This window comes from Kitasatospora sp. NPDC023176 (genome assembly GCF_055560495.1).
On sequence record NZ_JBVHIP010000004.1, the window covers coordinates 21,051 to 40,053 of the forward strand.

The window sequence follows — 19,003 nt, forward strand, 5'->3', positions numbered from 1 at the left end:
GTCTCCCCCACCCCGGACCGGGGCCCTGCCGGTCGGATTCACCGGCCGACAGGGCCATTGTCGCTCAGCCGACCCCTGGTCAGGCGCCCGCGGGTCGAGCGGGCAGCGGCGGGCAGCGGTCAGGCGGCCGCGGCCTCGTGCGCCTGGTCCTGCTGCTCGGGCGCCTTCCCGCCGCGGACGCCCGGCCCGCCGGGGGCGGCGGTGCGACGCGGGAGCAGGAACCAGGCGACCAGCGCGCCGACCAGCGAGATGCCGACGGAGAGCGAGGCCACCACGTGCATGGCGTGGATGAAGGCGTCGTTCGCCGGGGCGATCAGCGCCTGCCCCTTGCCGTCGGGGATCCGGCCGGCGATGGCCAGGGTGGCCTCCAGTGACTCGCCCGCCTTGTCGCGCAGGTTCTCCGGCAGGTGGGTGAGGGTGTCGGCCATGCCGTCGCGGTACACGGTGGAGAGCACCGCGCCGAGCACGGCGACCCCGAGCGAGCCGCCGACCTGGCGGAAGGTGTTGTTGACGGCCGAACCGGCGCCGGCCTTCTCGCGGGGCAGCGAGCCCATGATCGCGACGGTGACCGGCGGCATGACGTGCGCCATGCCCGTACCCATCACCAGGCCGAGCACGATCAGCACCCAGATCGGGCTGGTCGCGGTCAGCACGGTGTAGCCGACGAAGCCGAGCGCGACCAGCACCATGCCGCCGGCGGCGGTGGCGGCGACGCCGAGGCGGTCGACCACCAGCCGGGCCCGCGGGGCGAACATCAGCTGGGCGACGGCCAGCGGCAGCATCAGCAGACCGGCCTGCAGCGCGCTGTAGCCGCGCACGCTCTGGATGTAGAAGACGCCGAAGAAGGAGACGCCCATCAGCGCGAAGAAGATCACGCCGACCACCACCACGGAGGCGCTGAACACCTTGTTGCGGAACCAGGTGACGTCCAGCGCGGGGAACGGGATGCGGCGCTCGTAGAGGACGAAGGAGACCAGGGCGACCACGCCGAGCAGGGTCGGCCCCCAGGCGGCGAAGGCGGTGAAGTCGGCCAGCTCGCCGCCCTTGATGATGCCGTAGATCAGCGCGACCAGGCCGACGATGGACAGCAGCACGCCGACCGGGTCGAGCGCGCCCGGGCTGGGGTCCTTGGACTCGGGGACCAGGATCGCCATCGCGATCACCGCGACGATCACGATCGGGACGTTGATCAGGAAGACCGAGCCCCACCAGAAGTGCTCGATCAGCACGCCGCCGGTGATCGGGCCGATGGCGATGGCCAGGCCGACCGCACCGGCCCAGATGCCGATCGCCTTGGGCTGCTCCTCGCGCTCGAAGACGTTCATGATGATCGCCAGCGTGGCGGGCATCGCGAGCGCGGCGCCGACGCCCATCAGGCCGCGGTAGCCGATGAGTTCACCGGGCGAGCCGGACATCGAGGACAGCAGCGAGGCGATGCCGAAGACCACCATGCCGATCAGCAGCGCGAGCTTGCGGCCGAAGCGGTCGCCGAGCAGGCCCGAGGTGAAGAGCAGCCCGGCGAACACCAGGGTGTAGGAGTTGATCGCCCATTCCAGGTCACTCTGGGTGGCGCCCAGTCCGACCGGGGCGGGGGTCGCGATGGTCTTCATCGCGACGTTGAGGATCGAGTTGTCGAGCACGACGACGAGCAGGGCGAGCACCAGGGTGCACAGGATCGCCCAGCGCCTGCGGTGGATGGCTTCCGGCACACGGGGTGGCGCGGCTGCGGTGGTCATTGGTCTTCCCGTCCGTGTTGGCGTGGCACTGGCGGGCATTTGCGAGTCGCGGACGTCTCGTAACCCCCCGGGAACAGATTAGCGGCCCATACGATACGAGACGTGGCCGTTTCGTAAAATCGAGGCAAAGCCCGGACCGGCCCCAGGGGCCCGTGTGGCGTGGATCGCACCCCGGCGACCGCACCCCTCTTTGCGCTCACGCCGGGGCGTGCAAGCATGGAGGTGATCCGGGGACGCCGTACGGCGCCACGAGACGACAACCCTTCAGGAGCCCGTTCGATGAACGCTTCTTCGCCTTCGCCTGCCCAGAACCAGGCGTCGACCGCCACCCTCTACGGCGGGGTCACCAACCGCCGTATCACCGTCCGCGACCTCGCCGGCGCCAAGCAGCGCGGCGAGAAGTGGGCGATGCTCACCGCCTACGACGCCCTGACCGCGGGCGTGTTCGACGAGGCCGGGATCCCCGTCCTGCTCGTCGGCGACTCGGCCGGCAACTGCCACCTCGGCTACGAGACCACCGTGCCGGTGACCATGGATCAGATGGTGATGCTCTCCGCCGCCGTCGTCCGCGGCACCCAGCGCGCCATGATCGTCGCCGACCTGCCGTTCGGCTCGTACCAGGAGTCGCCCGCCCAGGCCATGCACAACGCGGCCCGGCTGATGAAGGAGGCCGGGGTCGGCGCGGTCAAGCTGGAGGGCGGCGAGCGCAGCGCCCGCTCGATCGAGCTGCTGGTCGAGGCCGGCATCCCGGTGATGGCCCACATCGGCCTCACCCCGCAGTCGGTGCACGCCTTCGGCGGCTACCCCGTCCAGGGCCGCGGCGACGAGGCGGCCCACCAGCTGCTCCGCGACGCCAAGGCCGTCCAGCAGGCCGGCGCCTTCTCGGTGGTGCTGGAGGCCGTCCCGGCCGAGCTCGCCGCCCAGGTCACCGAGCAGCTGGCGATCCCGACCGTCGGCATCGGCGGCGGCCCGGAGACCGACGCCCAGGTGCTGGTCTGGACCGACATGGCCGGCATGACGGCGGGCCGGGTGCCCAAGTTCGTCAAGAAGTACGCCGACCTGCGCGGCGTCCTCGGCGAGGCCGCCCGCGAGTTCGCGGCCGAGGTCCGCAGCGGCGCCTTCCCGGCGGAGGAGCACAGCTTCCACTGACACCCGCCCGTCGCATCCCGTCGCTGCTTCGGCACCGCCGAAGCGGCGACGGGCCCCAGGCTTAATGCGATAAACGCCTTTACCCGAAAAGGCAGTTGCGTCGATAGCCGTCGTGCTACGTTCTGTGCTCAAACAGAAAAAGGCGACCCCGGCGGTGCTACCAACACCCCGGGGCCCGGCACCAGGAGCAGGACTCCCGATGCGCGTCCATCGTACCGAACACGCACGCCACTTCACCGTGTTGCCCAATGCCGTTCTGCAGTACCGGAAGTTGAGCTACACCGCCCGAGGCCTCCTCGCCGACCTCCTCTCCCGCCCGGACGGCTGGCGCGAGGACGGCCGACACATGGCCGACACCAGTCCCCAGGGCCGGGGAGCAATTCGCAAGGCCCTCAAGGAACTCACCGACGCCGGCTTCTACCGCGTCGAGACGATCCGGATGCCCGACGGCACCGTCCGCACCGAGAACCACGTCTACGACGCCCCCTGGCCGAGGACACCGGCTGTCACCCGTCCGGCGCCCGGTGAACCGGCCACCAGGCGCGCAGACCTCCCAGTAGTAAAGAAACCGGGCCAAGAAACCACCCTCCCTCCTGCGCTGGACGAACAGCTCCGGGAAGCGGTGGCCACCCTGTTCCGGGTGATCCGTCCCGAACCCCGCCTGCACCTGGGCCAATCCGAGGCCGAAGAGCTGGCGCCCTTGGTGGCCCAATGGCTGCAACGCGGCAGCACCCCGACGGATCTGGCCCAATCCCTGCTCCCCGGCCTGCCCACCCCCATGTACTCGGCTGCGGCCGTGCTCGGCTACCGCCTGCGCCACAAGATGCTGCCTCCCCGCAATCCGGCGAGCCCTCCCGCTACCCGGTACACCGAGTGCACGGAATGCCGCGATCCCGTTCCCCGACCAGGCACCTGCCGCGCCTGCGCCAGCCCCGCGAAGTGGCCTGCCACCAACGGCTGCGCCGCTCCCGTAGCGATCAGAGGCGCCAGCCGTGCTCGTAGCGCCCTGCGGACGGGTCGATCTGCTCAGGCGTCCGACGTGCAGACGAAACCGAGGTCGACCAGCCCCTCGCTCCGGCAGAGGCGGTCGGACGCTCCGCCGACCGTGGTCTGCAGCAGCTGGTAGTCGGCGCCGTGCTCCTGGCCCCAGTGCATGGCAGCACGCCAGAGTCGGCGCCCGAGTCCGAGCCCTCGGTACTCCGGCAGGACTCCGAAGTATTGGGGCAGGAGCCGGACTTGCCCGATCGGGTCGGGCATCGTCTCCATCGGGCCGATGGCACCAGCCACCTGCCCGTCCCGCACGGCGACCAGGACGGGCCCGACGGTGTCGAGCCTGGAGTTCAGGAAGGCGAATCCTTCGCCGGCCAGCTTCTCTGCGAAAATCTCGAAGGACTCTGCCACCTGTGCGGGCGACTCGGACAGAACGTCGACCCCGTCCACGGCAGGAGCGGGGCGATCGAAGGTCCTGAGCTGGACCCGGTTGAATCCGGCAGAGGCGTCCGGGAGATCCTGGAACCATACGACGCGGGCCTTCGCGGCTTCGTGGAGAGCGGCGAGCTCAGCGGCTGCCTCCCGGGCTTCGGGCAGGTGCTCCGCTGCCCCGTAGAGGTGCACCCGTAGGATTCCACGGCCGGTGATCGTCGGGATCAGAGTCCGGTCCCGATCCTGGACGATGTCGTCCACCACGACCCACTCGTCCTTGCGGTACGCCCATCGCCGGTCCTTGTCGTGGGGCAGAAGGCCACCGGTGCCGGCCACGGCGAACACGTCCTCCAACAGCTCCGGGCCCATCACATCAGGGTGAAGGGGGCCAAGCGTCGGCAGGTACGGCACGGAGATGCGGGAGCGCATCCAGTCCCAGCGGAATCCCATGCACGCACGCTACTCGGCTGCCACACCGGGCTCAGGCCCTGACTCGAACCGTGTCAGGGCCTGGGCGTTGCTGACCGATCGCGATCAGTGCGGGTTGTCGTCGCCCGCAGAGCACGAGCACGTAGCCGAGCTGGCCCTTCTCCGGTGCTGTATGTCGGGCGGGCATCAGGCCGCCCGAGCCGTTGGAGTGAGAGCGGAGGCCCATTCCAAGGCGGTCATGATGTGTTCGGGCTGGATGCCGGCGTGCGGATCGGGCTCGATCAGCAGGGTGGGGTTGCCGAAGGCCGTGCGGTCGGCGGCCCACCTGTGGTCGAGGGGCGTGAAGTCGTCATCGATCCAGATGGCCGGGGAACCGACGAGCCAGTCCGCGACGTGGTTGCGCTTCCACAGGTAGCCGTCGGGGTGGCTGGTGGTAATGGGCAGATTGGGAAGCTCGATGTGGTCGAAGTCGGGAACGCCCAGCAGCGGTGCGACGATGCGGCGAGCGTCTAAGCGCCAGCTCGTGCACCAGACCGGCCGCACGAGGTCGGTCTGGATGGCGTCGGTGATCAGCTTGCCGTGGGCCGGGTTGAGCCAGATCCGGAACGGCTCGGCGACGGCATCAGTGCGCACCTGGTGGCCGGCATGGCTGGCGGGGGTGCTGCCGTCGGCGGCCGGGAACGGGATGAGGACGCCGTCTATGTCCAGGAGCAGGAACGGGGCGTTGTGCATCGGTGCCTCCCGGGAGGTAGTCGGGTGTCAGGGCTTCCGTGCGGTAATGAGAAGTGTGGTCGGCCAGCGTGCATCGGCTGGCGCGAAGAGGTTGTGTACGCCGGTGACGAGCAAGCCGGCGCGGTTGAGCGCCCGTACCCAAGAGGCCGGGTCGATGTCCCAGCGCTGCACCACGATTGGGGCGCCGTTGGGCAGGGACACCTGGGTGCGGGTTCGAGGGCGGGCGGGGATCGTGCCGGTCCGTTGGGGATGCGGGACGGAGAAGGCGAGGACGCCCCTGCGGGCAAGTCGGCGAGAGCAGGAGCAGAGGAGCTGGGATGGTTCAGTCAGGCCGATCGCGCCGAAGACGGACACGATGGTGTCCAACTGCTCGCGTTCGCGGTTGAGGTAGGCGCTCGCGGTGGAGCTGACGAACGAGGCTCCGGTGTGCGCGTAGTGGGCCGTCGCGCGGTGGATCTGACCACGGGAGCTGTCGATCCCGGTGACGCGGGCGCCGAGGCTGGCCAGGTGGGCGGCATTGTGCCCAGGACCGCAGCCCAGTTCGACGGTTCGCCGTTCGACCAGGTCCTCACCCAGCAACTCGGCGCCGGGGCCGACGCCGAGTTGCTGGGTCCACTCCATTCGGTGTGGCGGTTCCAGCTGCTGGGGCTGGCCGTCTGCCAGGCGTTGGGCGGCGTGGGCGTCCCAAAGGTTCACCGTCACGCTTCCAGGAGCCGGACGGCCGTAGTCAGGTGGCGGCGGACGACCTTGATGTAGACCGGGTCGTCCTCGAGGTTGTTGATCCACTTGATGGCCTGCTCCATGAACCACTCGCTGGCCCAGACACGGTGCCAGCCGAGTGCCCACTGTTCGGCGGGCAGGCCGCCTCGTTCGGCGAGCGCGTCCTTCGCCCCACCGGCGGCGACGTACGCCTCGATGAACGCCCGCAGGCGGGCCGGGTCGGGGGCGTCGACGGTGCCGTGCCAGGAGGCGAGGTCGAGCAGGCCGGGGCCGGTGAAGGCTCGGGCGAAATCGAGCAGGCACCAGCCGCCCTCGCCCATGTGCAGGCTGGTGGGGTGAAACTCGGAGTGCACCCAGCCGAACGGGGCCAGCTCGGTACCGACGGCGCGCTTCGAGGCCGCATCGGCGAGCGCCTCCAGCATCGCGGCGATGTCCGCGGCGTCCTCCGTCCAGCGGCCGACCGCGCGCAGGTGGCGAAGGTGCCCGAGCGCCAGCTTCGGCAGGGCGGTGAGCGCGTCCTCCTCCATCACAGGCAGCGATGCGTCGGCGGGTGCCTCGTGGAGGGCGACGGCAGCCACGACTCCGTCCGTGTCGCCCGCTTCGCGGGCCGGCTCTCCGAGGTCTTCGATGATCATGCCGAGAGCGCCTTCGCGGGCCTTTGAGGCGATGACCTGCGGCACCCGAATCCCAGCGCGGTTGGCGGCCTTGAGGATCCGGTCCTCGCTGTCGAACGGCTCGACCGCGTACTTGTAGATCACCGTACGGTCGGTGTCGAAGCGCAGGCGCTCGACACCGGACATGCCCCACACCCGGATCGGCTCGCGGATGGGCTGGGAGTCGCCGGTGTCGGTGAGGAGGCTGGTGAGGATGGCGGTGACGAGGGTGCTGTCCACGGGGAGGAGTTCCGTTCGTTCGATCTTGTCAGCGGGGGGCGGGGGTCCGGGGCGGCGGCGCGCTTGCCGCCCCGGACGGATGTCAACGCGAGGCTCAGACCGCAGTCACCCGGTAGGAGTTGACCTGCTCGATCCACTCTGCCTTCATGCCTGACAGCTCTTCGCGGAAGCGGGACATGGAGGCACCGTAGGGGGCGACGACGCCGCCGGACTGGTCCGGGACGGACTGGCAGCCGTGGACCAGCCGACCGCCGAGGGCGGTGTGGGCCTTGATGCCCTCGATCCGGCGGTGCTCGTTGAACCAGCCGCCGTGGTAGACCTCGTCCAGCATCTGGCCGTCCTCCTCGGAGAGGTCGAAGACCACGCCGGTGGCGGACGGGAAGAACCAGCACGGGCCGACGTTGCTGATGTGACCGTTGAGCTCGACCTTGTTGAGGGCCATGAGCGTGGCGGCCTCGCGGAGCATCTTCAGGTGCTCGACGGTGACCTTCGGCAGACCCAGGGTGGCCAGGTGCTCGTTGCGGAACAGGTACGAGTAGACCTGGTAGGCGATGGCCAGGACCTCACCCGCGTCGCTGGTCGAGCGGCTGTGGGACTTGATGAACTCCAGTGCCATCTGCTCTACGGCGGACTCCTCGGTCTCGTCCACGTCCAGCAGGCCGTCCTTCACGGTCTGCCAGTCGATGACGAGCCAGGAGTTGGCCTCGAACCGGAAGAAGTACTTCTCCGGGTCGAGGGTGATCTTCTTGCCGTTCACGGTGATGCCGGGCAGGCGGTTCCAGCGCGGGTCGAACGCCTCGGGCAGTTCGACCGCGATCGTCGCGGTTTCGACGGTGGTCACTGTGTCTCCATTCCGGGTCGCGGCACCCTGACGGGTGCCGATCGGCTTGGCCGGCCGCCTGGAGCGCGAAGGAAGCGGCTGCCCAGGCGGCCAGTAACTACGGTGGCCGCCCGGCCCCGTTGCTTCCATGCCGGACCGGGGTGCCCCGTATACGTGCGATACATAGATCGCCGGACACCGATCGTGGCGGTTCATATACTGCTCGTCAGGTTGAGGTCTCGGTCGAGCGGACCAGGGGCGACGGTGTCAGTTGGGCAAGGGTCAGCGTTCACGTGTCGCCGGTGTGGCGCACGGCTGGCCGTGGACCAGCGAGGCACCCTGTGCTCGCCGTGTCGATCAGCAGGTCGATCACAGACGGTCGACCAACCCCCGGAGGTCCCACCAGAGTTCTGGAGTTCGCGGGAATTTGTCTCAGCCTTCGGAGAGCGCCACATCGGTCGCATCGTGCGGGCCTACCGGTTTCACCCCTACCACCGAGTTGAGTTCGGGCCGCGAGGAATCCCGCAGAGCACCGTTGGCCGGTGGCTGGGCTTGACTCAGGCTCAGATCAGCAGAATTGAGACCGGACCGCCTGTTACCGATCTCATCTCCCTGATCCACTATGCCCGGGTGCTGGGTGCGCCGGCGGAGCGCCTGTGGTTCAGCATCCCGGGAGCGGTGTCGCCTCAGCATGTCGAGCGACCTCCGAGTTCCGAGTTCAGCTCAACCGTCAATGAAGTGACTGACAGTCAAAATGCTTGGCGAAACGTACGCCGCTACCTCAACACCCACCGGAGTGAGCTTTCTCGCGCGGCCAGCGCGCTCTACCCGATCGAGATCCATGTCCCCGGTACGGCACTTCTGATGCCGCCCGAATGGTCGCCATCGGCACCGGTGGAGATCGAGCGCGTGCGTCTCAGGTGGATGGGCGGCGCTACGACGAAGGTTCCCCTGGTCGACGGAAGCGAGCCCGAAGCGCGTCAGATCCTGCCGATGTACAGCCCCAGCCGTTCGTTCGATCGATACACCCAGGCAATCCGGTACATCGACTCGCCGTCGCTCTTCGAGAATCGGCCGAGCTATCGACTGACCGGGGTTGAGTGGGGCCGGGATGGAGACGGCAAGCTCTCCTTCGGCCTGGCCACCTATTTCGACAAGCTCGACGTCTCCGAGGCCCTCGGTCATGAATTTGCGGCCGTTACGACCGAGGGGCTCGCGAACTGGGCCCGGCTGCCCCTCCGGCGACTGGTGAGTGATCCGTTCGACATGGATCTGCGCGCAGTCGTGCCGGCTATCACCACCTTGCTGATCCGAGTCCGAACCTCCGGCGAGGCGACCTTTCTGCTGCACTGGCGCGATCCAGGCAAGGTGGCCACCGCCGGCGGCCTTTACGACACCATTCCGGCCGGGGAATTCCAGCCGAGCGCCATCGCCAGCGACCCTGCGGGCAGCGACTTCGACCTGTGGCACAACATCGTCAGAGAGCTCAACGAGGAACTGCTGGGCGCGCCTGAGTACGACGGTTCCGGGAGCCGGCCGCTGGATTACGATCGATGGCCGCTCTACCGTGCGCTTGAGCGAGCCCGGCGAACCCGGAGGATCCGGTTGTACTGCTTCGGCGTGGGCTGTGACGCGCTCACGTTGGCGGCAACCATCCCGACAGCGCTCGTGATCGAGGATGAGGTCTTCGAGGAGTTGTTCGGCGAGGTCGTGAAGACCAACGCCGAGGGGGTGACCGTCACAGAGTGGAGCGGCCAGGACACCTCTGCCGGTATTCCGTTCACTGAACAGAACATCCTACAGTTCATCAGGAATGAACCCATGGCGCCGCCGGGCGCGGCATGCTTGGCTCTGGCCTGGAAGTACCGCGACCTGCTGCTCGGCTCGTAGCCGCGTACAGGGCGTCTCGCCCACATGCAAAGAAGGAGCATCGTGCCCAGCGCGCCCGTGGCAGATGAGCAGCCCACCCCATATGACAGTGGAGAGCAGTGGCGACGGGTACGCGGCTTCCTGAACGATCACCGTTTCGCGTTGACTGCTCGGATTCTGGCCGAGCACACGCCCGAGAATCTCGTTCCGGGGACGCCTCTTCTGGCTCGACAGCACTGGATTCCGGAGCAGCCGGTGCCACTGGAGCACGTCCGGCTGAGCTGGAAGCCAGACGCGCCCGCAGCGCCGTTGAACGGCAGTGAGCCCGAGCTCGATCACATCCGACCCCACCGGGAGGACGGGAGCGTCTACCGAAGCTATGCGGACGCAGTTCGGGATCTCGCCAAACCAAGGCTGTTCGAGAACCGAAGCTGCTACCGCCTGCTCGATGTTGAGGCATCTGCCGCCGGTCCGATGCTGACCTTCGGCCGTGGCCAGTACTTCGATGTCATCAACATCTGCGAGGCCGCCGCGCACGAGTACGCTGCGGCAGTCCTGGCTAGCTCGGACAAGCCGGTGGATCCTTCGACAACGCCCTTCCGCGCATCCATCGCCGATCCGACCGACCTCGCCCGTCGGCCCGTCATGGCGGCCACCAGCACGCTGACCATCCGGAACGATCGAACAACCGGCGAAGCCGAGTTCGTGCTGCACTGGCGCGACCCTGAAAAGGTCGCCAGCGGTGGAGGCCTCTACCAGGTCATGCCTGTCGGGATGTTCCAGGCGTCACACGACGCACCATGGAATGAGGGGAACGACTTCGATCTCTGGCGAGCGATCCTCAGGGAGCTGAGCGAGGAACTCCTCGGTGACACCGAGGACTACGGAAGCGACAGGGCGCCTATCGACTACGCGGCCTGGCCGCTCAACAAGACGCTCACCGCTGCTCGCGAGGACGGGAGACTACAGGTCTTCTGGCTGGGTCTCGGCATGGATCCGCTGACCTTCGTCACCGACATGCTGACCGTGGCCGTGTTCGACGCCGACTTGTTCGACGAGACGTTCCAAGGGATCGTCTCCACCAACAACGAAGGTCACCGCGTCGGGCAGGAGGACGCGACCGGGCGATCGACCGGGATTCCCTTCACCGCTGAGCAGGTAGACCGCCTCACGAGCGCGGAACCGATGCAGCCCGCCGGCGCGGCCCTTCTGCGGCTCGCCTGGCGGCACCGGCATGCTTTGCTGGGCGGTTCCTTCTAATAGTGCGCCTCTGCTTCACGAATGCCCTGGCCACTCCTGTGAAGCGGCCAGGGCATTCGTTGGCTCGCTGTGGCCCTCTCGTCAGGGGCAGCTACGCGGAGCCGCCGGGTCACGGCCCGGCGGCTCCGGTCGTCACAAGCTAAGCAACTTCCTTCGGGGTGAAACAGAGAACCTTGCCGTTCGCCCGCTTCTCCATGTGGTGGTGGGCCAGCTCGTTGATCAGGAGAAGCCCGCGGCCGTGTTCGCTCTCGGCACCGGATTCTCGCCGCACCGGCAACTCCGGCGAGTAGTCCAGCACTTCGACACGTATGCGTCCGGGTTCCCACTCCACGCAGGTCACCACGCAGTCGGTGCCCGCGTGAACGACCGAGTTACTGACGGCCTCCGAGACCAGAAGCTCCAGGACTTCGGCATCCACACCGATGGCCACGCACGCCAGGCGCACCTGTCGGCGTGCCATGGCAACGGCTGTGGGCTCGGGGGAGAACCGCCGGGAGACGGTCAGTCCGGTTGTCTCCCCGCAGGCGTGTTCGTGAACGGGTTGCACGACTCCTCCAAAGGCGGCAAGGCGGGGCCTGGCCGCGTAAGGGGCGAGAACGACACGTACAGCGACACCAGCGCTGCATCGTGCGAATGCCTAGAGTGTGATGCGCGCGCAGTTGCGCGCGCAAGCCAATCGTGATGATCCATCAGGAATCACTCTTTGGGGGGTATGCGTCCGGATCCCGGGCGCTACGCTGCGCAGAAGCCGACGTGTCGTGGAGAAGGAGTGACTGTGGCCGTAGACGCGCGGGAGGCCCGATCCCTGCGGTCCTTCGGCAGGATGCTTGCCGAGGCTCGCAAGGCCGCGCCCACCAGGCCCACACAGAAGGACGTTGGCATCGCATTGGGGAGGCCTCGGGACCTGGTGTCGTTGTTTGAGCGCGGAGGCCAACGTCCGGATCTCGATCAACTCACCATCATGCTGGACCTCTTCCAGGTCACCCCGGAGCAACGGGCCGGCATCATGGCGCTCTTTCATGCGGCCAGGGAGGCTGCGGATCTCTGGTGGATGGCCTACCGGGATCTGCCGAAACCTCTCGTGAAGCTCATCGAATACGAGGATGTCGCCGAGAGGATCCGGATGTACGCCAGTGGGTCGGTACCTGGCCTCCTGCAGACCTCGGACTACATCAACGCGATCTTCGGGTTCGGCATGCAGGAGTACGGGCGTAGCCACATGGATGTCATGGCTCAGGTGAGACTGCGTCGGGGCGAGGTTCTGGTCCGGAGTGAGCGTCCGCCGGCCCTCGATGTGGTCATCGCCGAAGGTGTGCTGCGCGAGCACACGGGCGGCCGCGAGACCATGACCCGTCAGCTGCGCCATCTCGCCGAGATGGCGCAGCGGTCCAACGTCGACATTCGCATCATTCCGAAGGAAGCGGAAGTCGCCGCTGGAAGCATCCCAAATTTCACCATCTTCGAATTTCAACGCGATCCGAGCGTTCGGAGCTCGGACAGTTGGGATGGCATCTCTTTCGCCGACGATCCCAAGGCGCTTCGATCCTCACGCCGCCTGCATGAGTATCTGGCCGGATACGCTCTGAGCGCACCAAAATCGGCAGAATTTATCGAATCAGTGATCGAGGAGATGGCACATGGTTGACCGGCGGAGTTCTGATTCCTTCAAAATATCCGCGAAGGAATCACTTCGAGCGACTGATCTCTCCGGGAATATCTGGGCGAAGTCTGATCTCAGTGGTGGCGGTGGCGCAAGTAGTGACTGTATTGAGGTGACCAGGGTCCTCGTAGATGGAGTTGTCCTCGGTTATGTCATGCGAGACTCGACTGACCCCGGTGGCCCCAAACTGTATTGGACTCCAAGCGAGTACAGGGCGTTCACCGAGGGTGTCCTAGCAGGTCAGGAGGGGCTGCTCCCCATTGATTAGCGGGAGTTGCCCCCAGGGCCCTCAGCTGTGCCGCTCGGCTGGCCGAGGGGCACAGCTGCTAATCGATTGAAATTCTTGTGGCTCCTTATAGTGGCGGCCTCCTCATCGGAGGAGGCCGCCACCTTCTACATTCCCCTGCCTGTATTCTTTCCCATCCCTCCGCCCCACCGCCCCAGGTGGGGTGGAGGGATGGAGCCAAGGCTTTTCCTTCTTCTCGAATATTGACCAGAGCGTCCTTGTGGCGGCTCCCCTTCGGCATCGCCGAGGGGAGCCGAAATCCTTGCCCTGGCGACTGCTCTCTAATTTCGGCGCGGTCCTCCTCCGCAGAGGAGGACCGCGCCGGAATTTCTCTGCTCCGACATCTCCACATCGCCAGAAGCTTCCCCGGTAGGCCGCGAGTCTCTTTTCAAGCCTGACCCCTCGGGTCACCGAGGGGTCAGGCTCAATCTTTCCCTGTCTGTTCAAATTATTCTTTCAGCACCTTTTCTACGTGTAGGCCCACACCCGTACGCGGTGACAGCCCGGTGACAGCGGGCTGACAGTAGAGGCGGGCGGGCGACAGGGGGGTGACAGGCGGGGCGGACAGCCTGGGGGCATGACAGGAATCGCCACCGCCCCGAACACGCGGGGAACAGTCGGGAACGCCGTCGAGGTGCACGGCATCGTCAAGCACTTCGGCGACACCAAGGCCCTCGACGGCGTCGACCTCACCGTCCGCGAGGGCACCGTCCTCGCCCTGCTCGGCCCCAACGGCGCCGGCAAGACCACCCTGGTGCGGGTGCTCTCCACGCTGATCAAGCCGGACGCGGGCACCGCGTTCGTCGGCGGCTACGACGTCCTGCGCCAGCCCAAGCAGCTGCGCCGCACCATCGGCCTGACCGGCCAGTACGCGTCCGTGGACGAGCTGCTCTCCGGTTACGAGAACCTCTACCTGATCGGCCGGCTGCTCGACCTCTCCAGCCGCGACGCCAAGGCCAGGGCCACCGAGCTGCTGGAGCGCTTCTCGCTCACCGAGGCCGCCAAGCGGATCGCCAAGACCTACTCCGGCGGCATGCGCCGGCGCCTCGACCTGGCCGCCAGCATGATGGGCCGCCCCCGGGTGCTCTACCTGGACGAGCCCACCACCGGCCTGGACCCGCGCACCCGCAACGAGGTCTGGGACGAGGTGCAGCGGATGGTCGCCGAGGGCAGCACCGTGCTGCTGACCACCCAGTACATGGAGGAGGCCGAGCAGCTCGCCGACGAGCTGACCGTCATCGACCGGGGCAAGGTGATCGCCAGCGGCGGCGTCGCCGAGCTCAAGGCCAAGGTCGGCGGCCAGATCCTCCAGGTCCGCCCGGCCCACCCGGCCGAGCTGGCGGAGATGGCCCGCTGCCTCCACGAGGCCGGGATCGCCGCCGCCACCATCTCCCCCGACGAGGGCCTGCTCGCGGTGCCGATCACCGGCGAGGAGCAGCTCACCGCCGTGATCGGGGTGCTCGGCGGACGCGGCTTCGCGATCGCCGGGATCGACACCAAGGTCCCCAGCCTGGACGAGGTCTTCCTCGCCATCACCGGCAAGCCCACCGCCGGCGCGGCCGACGCGCCCGCCGACGCCCTCGTCAAGGAGCCCGTCGCATGACCACCGCCACGCTCACCCCCGCCCGGGCCGAGGGCTCCCCGGCCGACGACACCCGGATCGGCCTGGCCGGCACCCTGCGCCACATCGGCGCGCTGACCCGCCGCAACCTGATGCGGATCAAGGCCGACCCGGAGTCGATGTTCGACGCCGTGCTGATGCCGATCGTCTTCACCGTGCTGTTCGTCTACGTCTTCGGCGGCGCCATGTTCGCCGGGGACCAGGACAAGTACAAGCAGTTCATGATCCCCGGCCTGCTTGGCCAGACCGGCATGACGCTGGCGCTGGCCGTCGGCACCGGTCTGAACAGCGACTTCCAGTCCGGGGTGATGGACCGTTTCCGCACCCTGCCGATCGGACGGGCCTCCGTCCTGCTCTCCAAGATCGTCGCCGAGACCCTGCGCGCCCTGCTCTCCTCCGCGATCCTGCTGACCTTCGCCTTCATCCTCGGCTTCGAGCTGAAGACCGGCGTGCCGGAGCTGCTCGCCGCGGTCGGTCTGTCGCTGGTGTTCGGCATGTCGATCGTCTGGATCTCGATGCTGCTGGGCATGTCGATGAAGAGCGCCCAGGCCGTCCAGGGCGTCTCCATGCTGGTCCTGATGCCGATGCAGTTCGGCAGCTCGATCTTCGCGCCGACCGACACCATGCCGGGCTGGCTGCAGGCCTTCACCAAGGTCAATCCGCTGTCCGCGCTGGCCGACGCCTCCCGCGCGCTGCTCAACGGCCAGGGCGCGGTGGCCCACCCGGTGATGATCGTGCTGATCTGGTCAGCCGTCTCGACCGCGATCTTCGCCCCGCTCGCGGTGGCCCGCTTCCGCAAGCGGACCTGAGCGAGCCGGGGACGAGGTCCGGCCGGCGGCCGTGGACAGGACGCCGGCCGGTACGAAGGGCCGGTCGTACGGGTGACCAGGGGACGGGCACCCGTACGACCGGCCTCAACCGATCAACTCCCCGAGCATCTCCTGGGTCTGCCGCTGGTTCAGTTCCTCGCCGGCGGCGTGCGCCGCCGCGTAGTCGGCCGCCCCCAGCATCTCCCGCAGGACGGCTTCCGAGCGCTCGCGCTCCACCCGGTCCAGGTAGCCGCCCTTCGGGCCGTTCAGCCGCTTGTGCGCGCCGATCAGCACGGCCGCCTGCCGACCCCGCTCCAGGTCGCCGTCCCGCTCCGCGAAGGCCCGCAGCACCCCGACCACGGCTGGCACCACCATGACCGTCATCTGCTCGGCGAACCCGCTCGCGGCCGTCATCGAGACCAGCAGCCGGCGGCCCTCGCGCAGCAGGGCGAGGCCCTCGTCCGGGTCCCCCGCCCGGGCGACTATCCAGCCCCGGGCGCTGAGCAGCATCCCGCGCACGATGCCAGGCACGAACCCGCCTGTGGTGATCGCGTCGAGTGCCTCCAGCCCCGCCAGGGCCTGCGGGTACTCGCCGCGCTGGGCGTGGAGGCCGCAGAGCGTCAGGTGGCCGAACAGCAGGGCGCCGGTGGTGGCCTGGTCGAGGCCCGGGCCGTCGATGGCGGCCAGCGCCTCCCGGATGATCCGCTCGCCGCGCTCCAGGTCCTGTTCCAGCAGGGCGCTGCCGAGGTTCACCTGCAGCATCGGCACCTCCTGCGGTGCGCCCAGCTCCTCGGCCAGTTCGATCGCCCGCGCGTACGCGGCGGCGGCGCCTTCGGCGTCGCCCCGGTTGGCCAACGACTCGCCGCGGGCCGTCAGCGCCTGGGACACCCCCCAGAGGTCGCCGGCCTGCTCGAACAGCTCCAGGGAGCGCACGCCGTCCCGGATGCTCTGCTCCTCGCCGTCCGGCCAGTCGTTCAGCATCCTGGCCCGGAGCTGCAGGGCGAACGCCAGGTCGTTCGGATCGCCGTGCACCTCGCAGCCGCGGACCGCGTCGTCCACCAGCTCCCGCATCGCCTCCAGCCGGCCGGCCAGGAAGGCGCCGAACACCCGCATCAGCGCCGGGAAGCGGTAGGCCTGCGGGAGGTCCGGGGTGTAGGTGTCCAGCAGCACCTCCGCGGTCCGGACCGCGTCCGCGTTGCCGAGCACGTCGAGGTTCCCCTCGAACAACCCCATCAGCCGGAACATCGCGACCAGTCGGCGGGCCTCCTCGACCACCCCCTGGGGCATCGGGACGCCGTACGCGAGCACGTTGCGCTCCAGCGGCACCGGTCGCGGGGCGCCCGGGCCGAACGGGTCCGGGCCGAGCGCGCCGATCGCGGTGTACCAGCCGCGGGCCTCCATGCTGTAGCCGCGCAGCGACCAGTACCAGCCCATGCCGACGGCGATGACCAGCGCCTGCTCCTCGTCCGCCCGGTCGACCGCGCGGCGCAGCGCGGCCCGGATGTTGTCCTGCTCGCGCTCCAGCACGGTCAGCCAGTGCAGCTGCTGCGGGCCGTGGATGTTCAGGTCGGCGGTGGCGACCAGCGCGCGGAAGTGTGCCAGGTGGCGGGCCTCGGCGGCGTCGCGCTCGGCGGCGGACTCGGCCAGGCGCTCGGTGGCGTACTCGTGGATGGTCTCCAGCATCCGGTAGCGCGGCAGGCCGCCGTCGTCGGCGAGGTCGGCCACCAGCAGGGACTTGTCGACCAGGGAGAGCAGCAGGTCGGCGACCTCCGGACCGACCACCGCGGTGCCGTCGGCGCAGATCGCCTCGGCGTCCTCCAGCTGCCAGCCGCCCGCGAACACCGAGAGCCGGCTCAGCACCGCCCGTTCGCGCTTGCCCAGCAGCTCCCAGCTCCAGTCGACCACCGCGCGCAGCGTCTGCTGGCGCGGCAGCAGGGTGCGGCTGCCGGCGGTGAGCAGGGCGAACCGGCCGTCCAGGCGGTCGGCGATCTGCCGGGCCGTCATCACCCGCAGCCGGGCGGCGGCCAGTTCGATGGCCAGCGGCAGGCCGTCCAGGCGGCGGCAGATCTCGGCGCAGGCCTCCGGGTCGCTCTGCGGGTCGAAGCCGGGGCGGGCGGCGGCGGCCCGCTCGGTGAGCAGCCGCAGCGCCACCGGGTCGGGCAGCGGCTCGACCGGCAGGACGGTCTCGCCGGGCACGCCCAGCGGCTCGCGGCTGGTGGCGATCACGGTCAGCCCGGGGCACTCGGCGAGCAGCGTGTCGACGAGGTCGGCGGCGGCCTGGATCAGGTGCTCGCAGTTGTCCAGGACGAGCAGCATCCGGCGGTGGCCGCAGTGCTCGACCAGTCGGCGCAGCGGGTCCTCGGCGCGCTTCTCCAGCACCTCGGCGACCATGCCGCCGCTGTGCAGCACGATCTCGCGCAGGCCGAGCGCGGAGACCACGGCGGCGGGGACGGCCTCCGGGCTCTCCAGCGGGGCGAGTTCGGCCAGCCAGACGCCGTCCGGCCAGTGCCCGGCGGACTGTTCGGCGCGGCCGGCCTCGACCGACAGCCGGGTCTTGCCGGAGCCGCCGGGGCCGATCAGGGTGATCAGTCGACGGTCCGCCATCAGCTCGCGCAGGGCGGCGAGATCGCCTTCCCGACCGACGAAGCTGGTCAGCCGGCCGCGCAGATTGCCCGTGGTGCGCGGGAGTTGGGCGGTGGGCGGGGGTGCGGGAGCGGCGGGCGCGGCGGGTGCGGGCGCGGGTGCGGGTGCGGGTGCGGCGGCGGGCTCTGCCGGTACGGCGGGTGCGGATGGGTCGGATGGAGCGGATACGGCGGGTGCGGGCGGCGTCGGCTCGGCTGCCGACACCGGCGCTATCTCCTCCGACTTGAGCAACTCGGCGTGGAACGACCGGAGTTGCCGGCCAGGGTCGGCGCCGAGTTCGTCCGCCAGGGCGCGCCTGGTGCGCTCGTAGTGGCGCAGCGCCTCGGCGGTGCGGCCGCTCCCGTGCAGGGCCCGCAGCATCAGCAGTTGCAGGGGCTCGTCCAGCGGCTGCCGTTCGCAGAGTTCGGCGAGTTCGGCGACCAGTTCGCCGGCCCGGCCGAGTCCGAGGTCGGCGGTGATCCGGTGGCGGCGGGCCTCGTCCCGCTGGGACTCCAGCCGGGCGGCCGGTCCGATGCGGTCCGGCAGGTCGGCCAGGGCGGGGCCGCGCCACAGTGCCAGGGCGGCGCGCAGCCGTTCGGCGGCCAGCACGTGGTCGCCGGTGTCGAGGGCGCGGCGGCCCTCGGTGCTCAGCCGGTGGAAGTCGGCGAGGTCGGTGGCCGGGTCGGTCAGCCAGTAGCCGGCCGGGCCGGAGCCGATCCGCTCCCGCCCGATGGTGCGGCGCAGCCGGCCGACCAGGGTCTGCAGCGCGGCCGAGGAGTCCTGCGGTGGCTCGGCGTCCCACACCTCGTCCACCAGCAGGTCGGCCGGGACCGGCCGGCCCTGCCGCAGGGCCAGCGCGGTCAGCAGCGCCCGCAGCCGGGCACCGCCGAGCGGGACCGGCGTGCCGTCGTCGTGGTGGGCCGTGGTGGTTCCGAGGATGCCGTAGTGCACCGGTCCATTCTGATCGATCGGCGG

General features: G+C 69.1%; 15 protein-coding genes. 7 read left to right on the top strand and 8 right to left on the bottom strand.

What is annotated here, in order from left to right:
* Nucleotides 1–119: 119 nt before the first annotated feature.
* Complete coding sequence (locus ACZ3YL_RS07910) at nt 120–1,736, bottom strand: DHA2 family efflux MFS transporter permease subunit (RefSeq protein WP_188302573.1); 1,617 nt, start codon at nt 1,734–1,736, stop codon at nt 120–122.
* Between the two features lie 279 nt (nt 1,737–2,015).
* Between ACZ3YL_RS07910 and panB the strand changes: the two genes are divergently transcribed.
* Nucleotides 2,016–2,885 carry a 3-methyl-2-oxobutanoate hydroxymethyltransferase gene (gene panB / locus ACZ3YL_RS07915; protein ID WP_188302572.1) on the top strand — a complete coding sequence of 290 codons (870 nt, stop codon included), beginning with the start codon at nt 2,016–2,018 and terminating at the stop codon, nt 2,883–2,885.
* Nucleotides 2,886–3,911: 1,026 nt separating this feature from the next.
* Here the strand turns inward: panB and ACZ3YL_RS07920 are convergent.
* The 5 genes from ACZ3YL_RS07920 to ACZ3YL_RS07940 form a co-directional block, all read right to left on the bottom strand.
* On the bottom strand, nt 3,912–4,757 hold the full coding sequence (locus ACZ3YL_RS07920) for a GNAT family N-acetyltransferase (RefSeq protein ID WP_465656137.1): 846 nt from the start codon (nt 4,755–4,757) through the stop codon (nt 3,912–3,914).
* 165 nt (nt 4,758–4,922) lie between these two features.
* On the bottom strand, nt 4,923–5,468 hold the full coding sequence (locus tag ACZ3YL_RS07925; protein ID WP_465656138.1) for an HAD domain-containing protein: 546 nt from the start codon (nt 5,466–5,468) through the stop codon (nt 4,923–4,925).
* A gap of 27 nt (nt 5,469–5,495) precedes the next feature.
* A complete protein-coding gene (locus ACZ3YL_RS07930; RefSeq protein WP_465656140.1) occupies nt 5,496–6,170 on the bottom strand; it encodes a class I SAM-dependent methyltransferase in 675 nt (224 codons plus the stop codon).
* Nucleotides 6,167–7,081 (bottom strand): aminoglycoside phosphotransferase/kinase family protein, encoded by a 915-nt coding sequence (locus ACZ3YL_RS07935; RefSeq protein ID WP_465656142.1) that lies wholly within the window; start codon nt 7,079–7,081, stop codon nt 6,167–6,169. Before ACZ3YL_RS07935 ends, ACZ3YL_RS07930 begins: the two co-directional genes overlap by 4 nt.
* A 94-nt stretch (nt 7,082–7,175) precedes the next feature.
* Complete coding sequence (locus tag ACZ3YL_RS07940) at nt 7,176–7,922, bottom strand: hypothetical protein (RefSeq protein ID WP_465656144.1); 747 nt, start codon at nt 7,920–7,922, stop codon at nt 7,176–7,178.
* 531 nt (nt 7,923–8,453) lie between these two features.
* Between ACZ3YL_RS07940 and ACZ3YL_RS07945 the strand changes: the two genes are divergently transcribed.
* Nucleotides 8,454–9,791: a helix-turn-helix domain-containing protein gene (locus ACZ3YL_RS07945; RefSeq protein WP_465656145.1), complete on the top strand. Its 1,338-nt coding sequence runs from the start codon at nt 8,454–8,456 to the stop codon at nt 9,789–9,791.
* A 57-nt stretch (nt 9,792–9,848) separates the two neighbouring features.
* Nucleotides 9,849–11,030: a helix-turn-helix domain-containing protein gene (locus ACZ3YL_RS07950; RefSeq protein WP_465656147.1), complete on the top strand. Its 1,182-nt coding sequence runs from the start codon at nt 9,849–9,851 to the stop codon at nt 11,028–11,030.
* Nucleotides 11,031–11,169: 139 nt separating this feature from the next.
* Here the strand turns inward: ACZ3YL_RS07950 and ACZ3YL_RS07955 are convergent, their stop codons facing one another.
* Nucleotides 11,170–11,577, bottom strand: coding sequence for an ATP-binding protein (locus ACZ3YL_RS07955; RefSeq protein WP_465656148.1), 408 nt, complete (start codon nt 11,575–11,577; stop codon nt 11,170–11,172).
* Between the two features lie 228 nt (nt 11,578–11,805).
* Here ACZ3YL_RS07955 and ACZ3YL_RS07960 point away from each other — a divergent pair, with 228 nt between their 5' ends.
* The 4 genes from ACZ3YL_RS07960 to ACZ3YL_RS07975 all read left to right on the top strand — a co-directional run bounded on the left by ACZ3YL_RS07960 (nt 11,806) and on the right by ACZ3YL_RS07975 (nt 15,406).
* Entirely contained in the window at nt 11,806–12,675 is an 870-nt protein-coding gene (locus tag ACZ3YL_RS07960) for a helix-turn-helix domain-containing protein (RefSeq protein WP_465656150.1), read from the top strand.
* Complete coding sequence (locus ACZ3YL_RS07965) at nt 12,668–12,958, top strand: DUF397 domain-containing protein (protein ID WP_465656152.1); 291 nt, start codon at nt 12,668–12,670, stop codon at nt 12,956–12,958. Before ACZ3YL_RS07960 ends, ACZ3YL_RS07965 begins: the two co-directional genes overlap by 8 nt.
* 595 nt (nt 12,959–13,553) lie before the next feature.
* The gene (locus ACZ3YL_RS07970; protein ID WP_188302571.1) at nt 13,554–14,579 is read left to right on the top strand and encodes an ATP-binding cassette domain-containing protein; all 1,026 of its coding nucleotides are present in this window, start codon (nt 13,554–13,556) and stop codon (nt 14,577–14,579) included.
* Nucleotides 14,576–15,406: an ABC transporter permease gene (locus ACZ3YL_RS07975; protein ID WP_465656154.1), complete on the top strand. Its 831-nt coding sequence runs from the start codon at nt 14,576–14,578 to the stop codon at nt 15,404–15,406. The genes ACZ3YL_RS07970 and ACZ3YL_RS07975 overlap by 4 nt, the downstream gene beginning before the upstream one ends.
* 105 nt (nt 15,407–15,511) lie before the next feature.
* Here the strand turns inward: ACZ3YL_RS07975 and ACZ3YL_RS07980 are convergent, their stop codons facing one another.
* On the bottom strand, nt 15,512–18,979 hold the full coding sequence (locus ACZ3YL_RS07980; RefSeq protein ID WP_465656156.1) for an AfsR/SARP family transcriptional regulator: 3,468 nt from the start codon (nt 18,977–18,979) through the stop codon (nt 15,512–15,514).
* Nucleotides 18,980–19,003: the final 24 nt, after the last annotated feature.

Excerpts from the sequence above, each read along its gene's own strand:
- panB (WP_188302572.1), top strand. The coding sequence starts at position 2,016 with ATGAACGCTTCTTCGCCTTCGCCTGCCCAGAACCAGGCGTCGACCGCC.
- ACZ3YL_RS07920 (WP_465656137.1), bottom strand. The coding sequence starts at position 4,757 with ATGGGATTCCGCTGGGACTGGATGCGCTCCCGCATCTCCGTGCCGTAC.
- ACZ3YL_RS07975 (WP_465656154.1), top strand. The coding sequence starts at position 14,576 with ATGACCACCGCCACGCTCACCCCCGCCCGGGCCGAGGGCTCCCCGGCC.
- ACZ3YL_RS07925 (WP_465656138.1), bottom strand. The coding sequence starts at position 5,468 with ATGCACAACGCCCCGTTCCTGCTCCTGGACATAGACGGCGTCCTCATC.
- ACZ3YL_RS07965 (WP_465656152.1), top strand. The coding sequence starts at position 12,668 with ATGGTTGACCGGCGGAGTTCTGATTCCTTCAAAATATCCGCGAAGGAA.
- ACZ3YL_RS07970 (WP_188302571.1), top strand. The coding sequence starts at position 13,554 with ATGACAGGAATCGCCACCGCCCCGAACACGCGGGGAACAGTCGGGAAC.
- ACZ3YL_RS07910 (WP_188302573.1), bottom strand. The coding sequence starts at position 1,736 with ATGACCACCGCAGCCGCGCCACCCCGTGTGCCGGAAGCCATCCACCGC.